Genomic DNA, 13,356 nt, shown 5'->3' on the forward strand with positions numbered 1-13,356 from the left:
GCGCCCGTGCGCGCACGTTCACGTTGGGGAGCGACCGCCTTCTCCGGAGCGGTGGTTACCGGCGGGTGCTCGCCACGGGCTTGCCGTATCCATACGAACGACCCATGGGACCCATCGCCGGCGTGCCCCGCCTGGCACGCACGACGACGAGCGGGCAGGTGCCCGCAGGAAGAGGGGACGCGTGAAGTCGGTCGCTGCCTTGATGGCCGAGAGGGTGGTGCGTCTGGTGGAAGAGGAAGACCAACCGGATGCTCGCCGGCTGGCGTACGGGCACGCGCTGCTCCGCACCCTGGCAGTCGGCGTGTGCGGAACCGACCGAGAGATTGCCGCGTTCACGTACGGGTCCGCCCCGGCAGGGACGGACCGGCTCGTGCTGGGACACGAGGCTCTCGCCGAGGTCGTGCAGACGGGTGAGGGCGTGGTCCGCCTTCGTCCCGGAGATCTCGTGGTGCCGACCGTGCGTCGGCCCTGTACCAGAGTCGAGTGCCCGGCCTGCCGCGTCGGGCACCAGGACTTCTGCGCGACGGGCGAGTTCATCGAGCGCGGCATCTGCGGGGCGGGCGGCTTCATGACCGAGCTCTTCGTCGAGGAGGAGCGCTACCTCGTCCCCGTCCCTCCGGCTGTCGGCGAGCTCGGCGTCCTCGTCGAGCCGCTGAGCGTCGTGGCCAAGGCGTTCGACCAGCTCGACGCCGCCCTGACGCGCCTGCCATGGGACGCTGACGGGGCGCGGGGCCTGGTCCTCGGCGCCGGACCGATCGGCGTGCTCACGGCGATGGGGCTGGTCGCGAACGGAACGCGGGCGGTCGTGTATTCGAGGGAGCCGGCGGACGGCGACCGGGCGCTCCTGGTGCGCAGCATCGGCGCCGACTACGTATCGAGCGAGTCCACCGACATCCCGGGGCTGGTGAGGCGCCTCGGGCGGTTCGACGTGATCATCGAAGCGGTCGGCGTGCCGGGGTTCGCGTTCAAGACCCTCCCCGCGCTGGCGGCGAACGGCGCGTTCATCCTCACCGGCATCCCCGCGCCGGGGCCCGCGATCGACTTCGACGCCTCCGGCCTGATGCGCGATTTCGTCCTCCAGAACCAGCTGATGTTCGGGACCGTGAACGCCGGCCGCAAGTCCTACGAGGCGGCCGTCCGGATGCTCGAGCAGTTCCTGATCCTGTTTCCCGACGCCGCGCGCCGGGTGATCGCGCGGCGGATCGCGCTCGACGAGGCGCCGGCCTTGCTGCGAGCAGCGGGGGGCGGCGTGAAGACGGTGATCCACATCGCAGAGGCCGGAACGGCGACGCGCGACGAAGGGCTTCGGGCTGCTGGGTAGGCCGTGGTGCCCCTCGTCGAGGGAGGTGAGCGATGAACCAGAAGCGAAGGCTGCGGAGCCAGGCGTGGTGGGACGACGCGACCAATCCGGAGATGACGGCGCTGTACCTCGAGCGCTACCTGAACTTCGGGCTGACCCGTGGAGAGCTCCAGTCCGGCCGCCCGATCATCGGGATCGCCCAGACGGGGAGCGACCTCGTGCCATGCAACCGCCATCATCTGAGCCTCGCCGTCCGGGTCAAGGAGGGCGTGCGTGACGCCGGCGGGATCCCGCTGGAATTCCCGGCGCACCCCCTCCAGGAGACAGGCAAGAGGCCCACCGCGGCCCTCGACCGGAACCTCGCGTACCTCGGTTTGGTGGAGGTGCTCTTCGGATACCCGCTCGACGGCGTCGTCCTCACGACGGGCTGCGACAAGACCACGCCGTCCTGCCTGATGGCGGCGGCGACGGTCGACCTGCCCGCGATCGTGCTCTCGGGCGGGCCGATGTTGAACGGATATTACCGGGGGAGGCTCGCCGGCTCGGGGCTCGTGATCTGGGAGGCTCGCCGGCTCCTGGCGGCCGGCAGCATCGACTACACGGAGTTCATGGACATGGTCGCCGCGGCGGCGCCCAGCGCGGGACACTGCAACACCATGGGGACGGCCCTGTCGATGAACGTCCTCGCCGAGGCCCTCGGGATGTCGCTGCCCGGATGCGCGGCGATCCCGGCGCCCTATCGGGAGCGGGCGCAGATGGCCTACGCGACCGGGCGCCGGATCGTGGAGATGGTGCACGAGGACCTGACGCCGAGCGCGATCATGACCAAGGCGGCGTTCGAGAACGCGATCGCCGTCGCTTCCGCGATCGGCGCGTCGACCAACTGCCCCATCCACATGAACGCCATCGCGCGCCACGCCGGGGTCGACCTGACCAACGACGATTGGCAGCGGGTCGGGCAAGACGTCCACCTGCTCGTCGACTGCCAGCCCGCCGGGCGCTTCCTGGGAGAGGACTTCTATCGCGCGGGAGGGGCGCCCGCCGTCATGAACGAGCTGCTCCGCGCAGGCCGTCTCCACGGGGATGCTCTCACCGTGTCCGGGCGAACCGCGGGTGAGAACGTGGCGAGCGCCGTCGTCGCCGACCGCAACGTGATCCGACCGTACGGAGAGCCTCTGCTCCGCGCCGCCGGCCTGCTCGTCATGAGCGGGAACCTCTTCGAGTCGGCCGTCATGAAGAGCAGCGTGATCGGAGAGATCTTCCGTAGCCGCTACCTGTCGGACCCCGCGCACCCCGATGTCTTCGTGGCGCGGGCCATCGTCTTCGAGGGGCCGGAGGATTACCACGCTCGCATCAACGATCCGTCGCTCGGGATCGACGAGCACTGCATCCTCGTCATGCGCAACACGGGGCCCATCGCTTATCCGGGCTCCGCGGAGGTCGTGAACATGCAGCCGCCCGACGCGCTGGTCCGGGAGGGGATGTCACTGCCGACGCTCGGCGACGGCCGGCAGAGCGGCACCTCGGACTGCCCCTCGATCCTGAACGCGTCGCCCGAGTCCGCGGTGGGCGGCGGCCTCGCGCTGATCCGGACGGGGGATCTCATCCAGGTCGATCTGCGCCGGCGTCGGGTGGACGTGCTGCTCTCCGACGACGAGATCGAGCAGCGCCGCAAGTCCCTGAAGCTGCCGGAGCTCGAGAGCCAGACGCCATGGCAGGAGATCTACCGGAGCGCGGTCGGTCCCCTGTCCACCGGCGCGTGCTTCGAGCCGGCCGTCCGGTACCAGCACCTCGTTCAGCTTCGCGGGCAGCCTCGCCACTCACACTGAACGGCACGGGAACGGAGGTAAGGACCATGAGCGTGGAACGGACGGGGCAGGTCGTCGTGCTGGACCACGATTTCGGCGACGTCGACATCGAGCGCTCCCTCGTGGAGCCGGCCGGCTTCGAGCTGGTCGCCGCGCAGTGCAAGACCGAAGAGGACGTCGTGGCCGTCGCGCGCGACGCCGTCGGCGTGCTCACGCAGTACGCCGAGGTCAAGGGGCGAGCCATCTCGGGGCTCCGGCGCTGCCAGGTCATCGCTCGGTACGGCACCGGGGTCGACACCGTCGACGTCGCGGCGGCGACCCGCCGTCGGATCCGCGTGACCAACGCGCCGAACGACTGGTGCGCCGACGAGGTCGCCGACCACGCCGTGGCGCTCTTGCTCACGCTCGCCCGCAAGCTGCCCGCGTACGATCGTGCCACGCGCGGTGGATCCTGGTCCTGGCAGGATGGCCGGCCGATCCACCGGATGCGGGGCGCGACCCTGGGGCTCCTGTCGTTCGGCGCGATCGCCCGGAACATCGCCGCCAGGATGGCGAGCTTCGGCGTGCGCGTCACGGCGCACGACCCCTATCTCGACACGGGCGAGATCCGCGCCGCCGGCGCTGCCCCGGTGTCCTTCGACGAGCTCCTGGAGCGCTCCGACTACCTCGTCATCCAGGCGCCGCTGACCCGCGGGACCCACGGTCTCTTCGGGGAACGCGAGCTCCGGCGCATGAAGCCGACGGCGATCCTCGTCAACACCGCCCGTGGTCCGATCATCGACGACGGCGCGCTGTACCGGGCGCTCGCGGAGGGATGGATCGCGGGGGCGGGGCTCGACGACATCGCCGAGGAGCCGGCGAAGCGACCGGACTGGAGGCCGACGAGCCCGCTCTTCTCGCTCGAGAATGTCGTCATCTCGCCCCACGCTGCCTACTACTCGGAAGAGTCGATCGAGTTCGTGCGGCGGTTCGCGGCGAGCGAGGTCGTTCGCGTCCTGTCCGGACAGGAGCCGATGTCGCCCGTGAACCTCATGGCCGCTTGAGCCCGCCGTCTCGCCGGCGCCGGCGGGTATGGCGGATGCATTGGAATGTACAGAGATGAAAGGAGGAGGTGCACCATGGAGCGAGCGAACATTCGTGACGTGTCGATCCCAGCGAGCCGGGTCGGCCTCGGGACCTGGGCCATGGGCGGGTATCAATGGGGTGGCGCCGACGACGACGTGTCGGTCCGCACGATTCACGCGGCGCTCGACCTCGGCATCAACCTGATCGACACCGCGCCGGCCTACGGGTTCGGGCACTCCGAGGAGGTCGTCGGACGGGCCATCGCCGAGCGGGGCGAGCGCGAACGGGTGGTCCTCGCGACCAAAGTGGGCCTCGAGCGACGCGGCGACGCGCTCTTCCGGAACGGGACGCGCAAGCAGATCCTGGAGGAGGTCGAGCTCTCGCTCATGCGTCTGCGCACCGACTACATCGATCTGTATCAGGTTCACTGGCCGGATCCACAAACGCCCTACGAAGAGACGGCCCAGGCGCTTCTCGATCTCCAGCGTCAAGGCAAGATCCGCGCGATCGGCGTCTCCAATTACTCGATCGACGCGATGCAGCGGTTCCGCTCCGTCGCGCCGATCGCCTCGGCGCAGCCGCCGCTGAACCTCTTCGAGAGGCAGGCGGAGGGCGACGTCCTGCCCTGGTGCCGCGACAACGGGGTCGCCACGCTCACCTACGGCGCGCTCTGCCGCGGGCTCTTGAGCGGCGCGATCGACGAGAAGACCGCGTTCGAGGGGGACGACCTCAGGAAGACCGATCCGAAGTTCCAGCCTCCACGCTTCGCGCAGTACCTCGACGCGGTGAGGGGCCTCGATCGATTCGCGCGCGAACGCTACGCTCGGGGCGTGCTCGCGCTCGCGGTGCGCTGGGTGCTGGACCAACCGGGGGTCTCGGTGGCGCTCTGGGGAGCTCGACGGCCGGAGGAGCTCGCGCCGATCAACGATGTGATGGGATGGAGCCTCGACGACGAAGCCCGCGCCCACATCGACGCCGTGCTCACCGGAGCCGTGCGCGACCCGGTGGGTCCCGAGTTCATGGCGCCGCCGGAGCGCCCCGCCGAGGCGCGCAGCGCGGCCTGACGACGACGATCAGCTTCAAACGCGCGGGAATGAAGAGATTTGAACCACAGAGGGCACAGAGGGCACAGAGGGGAGAGGACAGAGATCAAGCAATGACGCGTTCTCCTTCCCTCTCCTCTTTCCTCTGTGCCCTCTGTGCCTCTGTGGTTAATTTTCTCGGGATCTCAGCCTGCTCGGTGTCCTGACCGTCGTCGTGGCGATTCACGCCGCCCGGATCCCCGACTCCGGGCGCGCTCGACCGAAGGCGTCGCTCCTGCCCCAGCGCCCGGGGATGTCGAGCAGTCGAATCTCCCCGAGCTCGGCAGGGACCGCCGGATCGACGAGCAGGCGATTGCCCATCGGCTCCAGCCCGAGCACGGCGCGCAGAAAGAGCAGAGGTGCCCCGGCGGCCCAGGCCTGGGGGCTGCACGCGGTCGGATACTCGACCGGGAACCTGGTGAGCTCTCGTGGATACCCGGCAAACGCCTCCGGCAAGCGGTAGTGGAAGAAGGGAGCCGCGGCCAGGTTGCCCGTCGCGATGCGCCCGGCCTCCACGCTGAAGCCGTAACGCCGGAGCCCGAGCGCGATCAGCGAGTTGTCGTGCGGCCAGACCGTGCCCACGTGATACCCGATGGGATTGTACCCGCCCTCGTCGTCGGCCAGGGTACGCACCCCCCAGCCGCTGAACAGATGAGGTCCGAGGAGGTGCTCCACCACGCGCTCGACCCTGGACGTCTCGACGATGCCGCTCCAGAGCAAGTGGCCGATGTTCGAGGCCAGGGAGTCGACCCGGCGCTTCCGGCCATCCAGCGCGAGCGCGAAGAACCCGCGATCGTCGAGCCAGAAGTCCTGATTGAAGCGACGCTTCAGCTCGACCGCGTCTCGCTCCAGGCGCGCCGCCAGCTCGGGGTCCCGCCAGAGCTCGCGCGCGAGCCGGGCGCTGCGCACCTTCGCGTCGTAGACGTAGCCCTGGATCTCACAACACGCGAGAGGCCGCGGCGCGAGCGAGCCGTCATGAAAGACGATGGAGTCCCACGAGTCCTTCCAGCACTGGTTCTCCAGGCCGGTCCCGGGGTTGCGCGTGTCGTACTCGACGTACCCGTCGCCGTCCCGGTCGCCCCACTGGTCGATCCACCGAAGCGCGGCGCGCGCGGTGTGCTCCATCGACAGGACGAGCTCCGCGTCGCCGGTCCAGCGCTCGTACTCGTCCAGCAGGATCAGGAAGAGCGGCGTCGAGTCGGCAGCGCCGAAGTAGGGAGAGTGCGGCCGCTCTTCGAAGGCGGTCAGCTCGCCCCAGCGAACCTCGTGGAGGATCTTCCCCGGCTCCTCGTCGCGGAAGTCGTCCCGGCGGCTGCCCTGGCGGCGCGCGAGGTAGCGGAGCGTGGAGCGCGCGAGCTCGGGCACGAACGGCAACGCTTGCAGGCTCGTGATGATGCTGTCGCGGCCGAAGGCCGCCATGAACCACGGTAGACCAGCGGCCGGAATGGCGGCGTCCGGCATCAGCTTGGAGAAGAAGCGCAGCGCGGCCAGGTCGATGAGGCTCCGCTCGTACGTCCGGGCGAGCGGCTCGTTCGAGGTGAGGAGCCGTGGCGCGTTGTCGATCCAGCTCTCGAGGCTGATGCCGATGTTCGGGCGCGCATGGCTCTCGCCATGGGCGTACTTCACCCGGGCGTGCCGCTCCTCGAGGCCGTCGATCGCCGCCACGACGTCGAGGCACGTGCTCCAGCGGCCGTGCGGCGCGATGCTCACCCGAAAGGTCAAGCCGCTCGGATCGAGCTGCGCGGGCTGCGAGGCGGAGATCCATGTCTCGCGCACGAAGCGCTCGCGCCGATAGCCGAGGACGAGCCGATCGTCTTCGATACGGTGGTAGCGCTCGCCTTTCTTCGGGAGCATGTCCTTGACCTCGAACAGGTCGGCGAAATCGGCGGCGGCCTGGATGCGGACCTCGAGGTCGACGGGGTCCTTGCCGTGGTTCATGAGCAGGAGGTCCTCGTGGAAGCCGTCGCCAGCAAACCGGCTCCGGACGATCGAGAGGGTCGACTCGACGTACATCGCGGCAGGCCGCGGGACGAGGAAGAACTGGGCCTGGAAGTACTGCACGTCGTCGGTGGACAGCGCGGCCGGGACGATGCCGTTGATCGTCAGGATCCATTCGGAGAGAAAGCGCGTATCGAGGTGAAAGAGGCCGAGCGGCCGGCTGACGGAGTGCTCGATGTTGCCGCGCAGATCGCTGACGACGAACGTGCCGCCGTCCAGGATGCTCACTTGCCGTTCCATGGGCTCCCTCCGACGATGGTGGCTCAGCGTGTCACTTCCGGGGTCTGCTGGTCCCCCGGGGAGAAGACGCTCTGGAACATCTGGGCGACGCCCAGGTCTCCTCGGACGCCGACGCGGCCCTGCATGATCGCCGTGATCAGGTTCTGTTCGCCGCGAAAGATCCGCAGGAAATCGTCCAGCGAGCAGGAGAGCTGGCAGTCCTCGCTCGCGCCTTCGGGCGCGATACCGAACGACCCGTCGGCGATCTCCACGACGACGCGCTCGTCGTCGCTGAGCTGCACGGCGCATACCTTCCGTATTCCTCGCAGGCGGGCGTCGTAGCGTCCTGCCGCGAGGGCCTTGATGAGCTTCCTTGCTTGCGACATGACCAGACCAAAGGGTGTGTGCGAGTTGCCAACCTGGCCTTCGCGCCTCCTGCCCCGAGCAAGGGGTGTGCCCCTCTGCGCGGCGCGGAGGTCGCCTCCTTCACGCGCGCGTGCGGAGCACGCGAGCGGCGCCCAGCGCGATCAGGATCATCGACGTGCCGCCGGTCAGGAGGCTGATTCCGACGAGCAAGCCGAGCACCGTCGCGGCGGTGGTGACGCCGCCCGTGAGGATCAGCACCCCGAGCGCCAGCGCCAGGATGCCGTCGAACACGAGCCATCCCGAGCCCCGCAGCCCGCGGTGCTGATAGGCGCGGACGAGCCTGAGCGCGCCCTCGGCGACGAAGTATGCCGATGCGAGCACCATCAGCGCGACCTTGCCGGTCATCGGGAAGCGCACAAGGAGAAGCCCGAACGCCACCTGCACCAGGGCGCTCACGAGCTCCCAGCCGGCGCCGGCCCAGCCGCGGCTCTGGATGGCGTGAATGCCCTCGGCCACGCCGGCGAGCACGATCAACCAGCCGAGGACGATGGCGGTGATCAGAGAGGCGACGAAGGGCAGGAGGACCGCGAGCACCCCGAGCACGATCGAGGCCACGCCGAGCGCGAGGAACCAACCGCGCTTCTCCCGCACGGCGTCGATATCGGCCGGCACGAAGCGCAGCGGCGTCGAGGACTCTCCGAGCGGACGGACCATGGGCACCCCTCTGGTTCGTGGAGCACGCGTGTCGCGTCGGTCACCCGCCGCGCGCGGACGAGGTGGCCGCGACCACGTCCGCGACCACGTCCAACTTCAGGCATCGTTTCAGGCATCGTCCGTGCCAGCGCGCCGGCGGGAACATCGTGCCTGGCGCTCGTGGGAGGCGTCACGGCCGAGGGCGGCCGCGAGCGCACCGCCTGATCAGCGCGCGGTCGCCTTCGCGGCCCGGGCGCTCGGAGTGGTCGTCTGCTGGACCTTGCGTCGCTGGAGCTTGGAGCCCTGCTTCGCGCGATTGGCGCTCTTGCGCGTCGACTTGCGCGAGGGGCGGTCCCGCGCCGAGTCTTCCAGCGCCGCGCTGGCCTTCGGCGCCCTCCGCAGCGTGTTGCGCCGCGCCGTCGAGCCGCCGCCCGCCTTCCGGTCGGTCGCGCTCCGCCCCGGAGCGGCCGTGTCGACCGGAACGTCACGCCGCGCCTTCTCGGGCCGCTCCAGCGCGCGCTCGAGGTTCTCCTTGCTGCGCCCCACGCGCCGCCCGATGAAGCTGCCCTCGGGCGATGGATGACCGAGCCGCGCCGGAGCCGCCGGAGCCGCCGCGCTGCGCTTCGCCGCGCGCGGCGCGCGCTTCGGGCGGCGCGCCGGCGCGCTCGATGCGGCGCGCGGCGCGCGCTCGAGGGCGCTCTGCACGGCCCGCACGAGCCCCGGGACGGCCCTGTCGATCGCCTCGCGCGGCTCTTGCCCTCGCATCTGGTAGACGACGCTCGGGCGCCCGCTCAGGACGACCTTCACGTCGCACGCGACGTCGACGCCGCCGCGTGGCCCGTTCACGTCCGTGAAGCGCACGGTGAGCCGCTCGATGCGGGGCGCGAACCGCCCGAGCTTCGCCCCGAGGCTCTGGCGCACGTGCGCCCTCGTCGCCTCGTCGACGCCGACGCCGAAGGTCCGCACCGAAAGCGGGGTCCGCTCCGCCGGCGTGCGCCCGGCGCGCGCCCGGACCGGTCGTGGCACGGTGGAAGGGAACTGCGGACGTCGTCCGGTGGATGGTCGCCCCATGCGCGCTACATCGAGACCGGCCCCCCGTTGTCAAGCGCCGCGGTCACCGGCGAGCTCGTGCGCCCGTTCGGGTTCGCCGCGCCTCGGTCGGCTCTCGATCGGCGCCGATCCCCGCGCGCGCCGGCGCTCACGCGCAGGGCCGCCGCTCAGCCGCCGTTCGAGAGCCACTGCACGATCAGCGACTCGAGCGCCTTCGCGGCAGCGGGCTCGTCGGTGCGGCCGCGGAACATGTCGGCGGCGAGCGCCTCGGCGGCGCCGATGATCGCGACGCAGCGGAGGTGCAGATCGCGCTTCGAGAGGTGGGCGAACGGCGCGAGCGCGTCCTCGTAGATCGTCACGTACCTGTCGAGGAGCTCCCGCTCGACGGCGTCCATCTGCTCGTCGCCCTTCAGCGCCGCGAGGATGGCGTGCCACTGAGGCCCGACCGTCGCGCAGCAATGCATGTACGCGGCGCTGACGACGCGCGCGACGTCCTCGAGGCGCCGGCGCGTCCGCTTCAGCGCCTCGAGCAGCGCCGCGACCTGGCGGTCGTCGATCTGCCGCGCGAGGGCGATGAGGAGCCCGGACCGCGTCTCGAAGTGCTCGTACGCGATCGGCTTGCTGACGCCCGCGCGCTCGGCGAGGTGGCCGAGCGTCAGCGCGTCGGTGCCCTCCTCGCGCGCGATCTGCTCGGCCGTCTCGAGCAGCTGCTCGCGGCGCTCCGCCTTCGACAGGCGCTTGCGGGCGGCGTCGCTCCTCGGCCGGGCCGCGGGCTGTGTGGCGCTCGACTTCGCCATGTGCCTTGACGCTACCACGAGCCGGTACATATTACCAAAGGAAACCTACTAATGGTAGGTTAACACCAGGCACGCGCCGGGCGCGTCCGCGCGCTCGGCGGGAGGAGTCGATCCAGATGGCCACACGAACGATGTCACCCGTCCTCTTGCTCGGCGGCTCCGGCCAGGTCGGCGCGCGCGCGGCAAAGGCACTCCGGCGCCTGCATCCGGACCTCCCGATCGCGATCGCCGGGCGCGACGCGGGCAGGGCGTCCCAGGTCGCCGCGGAGGTCGGCGGCCCGACGACGGCGACGGCCGCCGACGTCGGCCGCGACGGCCTCGGCCTCGATCGAGGCGCGTCGTTCAGCGCCGTCGTCGCGCTCGTCAAGGACGAGGCGTCGAACGCCGTGAAGCGCGCGCAGGCGGACGGCGTGCCCCACGTCGCCTTCTCGGACTCCGTCGGGGAGATCGGCCCCGTGGTCGCCCATTCCATCGCGCGACCGACGCGCGCTCCCATCCTCATGCTGGGCCACGCCTTCGGCGGCGTGGCGACGCTGGCGGCGCTGCACCTCGCGCAGGAGCTCGAGCGCGTCGACGCGATCGCGATCGGCTGCGTGGTCGACGCGGACGATCGCGGCGGCCCCGCGTTGCAGGCCGCTTTCGAGCAAGAGGCGCAGAGCGGGCAGGCTCCGCTCGCGCTCCAGGGCGGGAAATGGACCTGGCTGCTCGGCGACGCGGCGACACGGCGCTTCGCGGACGCCCAGGGCGTGGAGCGCGCTGGCCGGGCCATGCCGCTCCCCGACGTGGTGAGCCTCGCGGCGGCGACCGACGCGCGAGAGATCCGCGTCGACATCGCGACGCGCGACGCCGCGACGGGCGGCGCGGGTCACGTGACGGAGCTCGTCGTCGAGGTGTCGGGGCGGCGCCACGACGGCGCGGGCGCGCGGCTGCGCTACGACATCGTCGATACGGACGGCCTCGCGCGCCTCAGCGCGTACGGCGCCGCGATCGCGACGGAGCGCCTGCTGGGGCTCGCGGGCGGTCCCCCCGTCGGCCCGGGGCTCTACCTCCCGGAGAGCGTGCTCGACCCGGCACGCGTGGTCGCGCGGATCGAGGAGCTCGGCGCGCGCGTCTGCCGCACGGGCCAGCGCCTCTGACGCCTGGCGCGGAAGGCATCGAGCACAGGCTGGGCGAGCTGGGCACCCTCAACCGCAAGCAGCTGCCCGGTAGCAATGGCTTCACGAGGGAAACACCTGCTACCCTACGGCGCTGGACAGCATTGGGGTCTTGCGCCGCAGGGCCGATCCACGAGGCCCCCCACCCCGGTGGGACAGGTCACAGGTAGCGACGAGCTAGACAGACCTGGTCCGGCGGCTCCGGTTTACCAATCGGCTGATGATTGGGTCGGAAATCTGGCAGGTGCCCGGGGGCTCGCGCAACTCCGGAGGCATGAAGACGTGGGCGCGACACTCCCCAGCCCGGGTGAGTATTCCCTGGCTGTCCTTGTGTGCTCTGCTGGGTACGGCCGCGTGGGCCTGTTCCGGGTCGCCGCACGACGGCTCCGGGGGCGGCGGCGCTCCCCCGGTGGACCCTGTCGCCACGGGCGGAGCGGCAGGGGGCGGAGGAGCATCGAGCGACGGCTCCGCCGACTCCGCCTCCGGGGCAACGACGGGCGCTGGCGGGTCCGGCGGCGCGCCCAGCCCGGGTCAGGGCGGCGGCGGTGCGACGGGCGGCGCGAGCGCCGGGGAGCTCCGGGCGTTCCCCGGCGCCGAGGGCTTCGGGCGCATGGCGACCGGCGCGCGCGGTGGCGACGTCTACCATGTCACCAACCTGAACGATTCAGGACCCGGCTCCCTGCGGGACGCCATCAGCCAGCCGAACCGCACCGTGATCTTCGACGTCGGCGGCGTCATCAAGATCGACGCCCGCCTCGTGTTCAAGAACAACCAGACGATCGCCGGGCAAACCGCGCCGGGCGGCGGCATCACCATCTACGGAAACGGCACGTCCTTCTCCGGCGCCTCGAACACCATCGTGCGCTACGTGCGGTTTCGCATGGGCAAGATCGGTGACTCCGGCAAGGACACGGTCACCATGGCCAACGGCCATGACGTGATCTGGGACCATTGCTCCCTGAGCTGGGGGCGCGACGGCACCTTCGACCTGAACCGGGAGAGCGGGGCGGAGCTCCACAACCTCACGCTTCAAGATTCGATCGTCGCGCAGGGGCTCCAGACCCACAGCACCGGCGGCCTCGTCAACACGAGCGCCACGTCGATCCTTCGATCCCTGTACATCGACAACAATTCCCGCAACCCCAAGGCCCGTGGGACGCTGCAGTTCGTCAACAACGTCGTCTACAACTGGGTCGTCTCCGGCTACATCCTGGGCGACACGAGCGGGCGCTCGGACGGGGCGATGATCGGCAACACCCTGATCACCGGCCCGGAGACGAAAGGTGGTACCCTGGATAGCCCCACGCCCGAGTACCACATCCACGCCGTCGACAACTGGTACGACAGCAACGAGGACGGTGTCCTGAACGGCCGCTTGCTCGGCCAGGGAGACTTCGGCTCGGCCACCTGGGAAACGGCTCCGAGCGTGGAGTTCCCCGACGTGCCCGCGATGAGCGCAGAGGAAGCCTTCCACCACGTGATGAAGCACGCCGGGGCGTCCCTCTGGCGTGATCCGGTCGACGACTTCTTGATGGCAGAGCTCGCGTCCCTCGGGACCGAGGGCGCCACAATCAGCGACGAGGCGAGCCTCGGGCTGCCTGGCGTCGTCGGAGACATCCCCGGGGGCTCCGCGCCCGCGGATACGGATCAGGACGGGATGCCCGATGCCTGGGAGGGCTCCACCGGGCTCGACCCTCGCGACCCCGAGGATCGTAACGGCGACCGCAACGGCGACGGTTACACGAACCTCGAGGAGTACATCAACTCCCTCGCTCCGTGACCCGCCGCGCTCGGAGCCGGCCGCTGCGTGGGCCCGGAATACGC

Annotated in this window: 11 protein-coding genes; 6 read left to right on the forward strand and 5 right to left on the reverse strand. The window is 70.6% G+C overall.

What is annotated here, in order from left to right; all coding sequences use genetic code 11:
* The first annotated feature begins 181 nt into the window (after positions 1–181).
* The 4 genes from WME85_RS49770 (at position 182) to WME85_RS49785 (ending at position 5,237) form a co-directional block, all read left to right on the forward strand.
* Positions 182–1,321, forward strand: coding sequence for a glucose 1-dehydrogenase (locus WME85_RS49770; protein ID WP_437832375.1), 1,140 nt, complete (start codon positions 182–184; stop codon positions 1,319–1,321).
* A 32-nt stretch (positions 1,322–1,353) separates the two neighbouring features.
* On the forward strand, positions 1,354–3,129 hold the full coding sequence (locus WME85_RS49775; RefSeq protein ID WP_437832377.1) for an IlvD/Edd family dehydratase: 1,776 nt from the start codon (positions 1,354–1,356) through the stop codon (positions 3,127–3,129).
* Positions 3,130–3,155: 26 nt separating this feature from the next.
* Entirely contained in the window at positions 3,156–4,151 is a 996-nt protein-coding gene (locus WME85_RS49780; protein ID WP_437832379.1) for a C-terminal binding protein, read from the forward strand.
* Positions 4,152–4,226: 75 nt separating this feature from the next.
* Positions 4,227–5,237: an aldo/keto reductase gene (locus WME85_RS49785; RefSeq protein WP_437832381.1), complete on the forward strand. Its 1,011-nt coding sequence runs from the start codon at positions 4,227–4,229 to the stop codon at positions 5,235–5,237.
* Between the two features lie 201 nt (positions 5,238–5,438).
* Here WME85_RS49785 and WME85_RS49790 read toward each other — a convergent pair whose 3' ends face one another.
* The 5 genes from WME85_RS49790 to WME85_RS49810 all read right to left on the reverse strand — a co-directional run bounded on the left by WME85_RS49790 (position 5,439) and on the right by WME85_RS49810 (position 10,378).
* A complete protein-coding gene (locus WME85_RS49790; protein ID WP_437832382.1) occupies positions 5,439–7,493 on the reverse strand; it encodes an amylo-alpha-1,6-glucosidase in 2,055 nt (684 codons plus the stop codon).
* 23 nt (positions 7,494–7,516) lie between these two features.
* Entirely contained in the window at positions 7,517–7,858 is a 342-nt protein-coding gene (locus WME85_RS49795) for an SCP2 sterol-binding domain-containing protein (RefSeq protein WP_437832383.1), read from the reverse strand.
* A 100-nt stretch (positions 7,859–7,958) separates the two neighbouring features.
* Positions 7,959–8,552: an HdeD family acid-resistance protein gene (locus tag WME85_RS49800; RefSeq protein ID WP_437832385.1), complete on the reverse strand. Its 594-nt coding sequence runs from the start codon at positions 8,550–8,552 to the stop codon at positions 7,959–7,961.
* 204 nt (positions 8,553–8,756) lie between these two features.
* The gene (locus WME85_RS49805) at positions 8,757–9,557 is read right to left on the reverse strand and encodes an HPF/RaiA family ribosome-associated protein (protein WP_437832387.1); all 801 of its coding nucleotides are present in this window, start codon (positions 9,555–9,557) and stop codon (positions 8,757–8,759) included.
* A gap of 191 nt (positions 9,558–9,748) precedes the next feature.
* Positions 9,749–10,378 (reverse strand): TetR/AcrR family transcriptional regulator, encoded by a 630-nt coding sequence (locus WME85_RS49810; RefSeq protein ID WP_437832389.1) that lies wholly within the window; start codon positions 10,376–10,378, stop codon positions 9,749–9,751.
* 116 nt (positions 10,379–10,494) lie between these two features.
* Here WME85_RS49810 and WME85_RS49815 point away from each other — a divergent pair, with 116 nt between their 5' ends.
* Positions 10,495–11,514 carry a hypothetical protein gene (locus tag WME85_RS49815; RefSeq protein ID WP_437832391.1) on the forward strand — a complete coding sequence of 340 codons (1,020 nt, stop codon included), beginning with the start codon at positions 10,495–10,497 and terminating at the stop codon, positions 11,512–11,514.
* Between the two features lie 427 nt (positions 11,515–11,941).
* Positions 11,942–13,312 (forward strand): pectate lyase family protein, encoded by a 1,371-nt coding sequence (locus WME85_RS49820; protein ID WP_437832392.1) that lies wholly within the window; start codon positions 11,942–11,944, stop codon positions 13,310–13,312.
* Positions 13,313–13,356 lie beyond the last annotated feature (44 nt).

The sequence above is a fragment of the Sorangium sp. So ce1153 genome (assembly GCF_051521595.1).
In the GTDB taxonomy this organism is placed as follows: Bacteria; Myxococcota_A; Polyangia; order Polyangiales; family Polyangiaceae; genus Sorangium.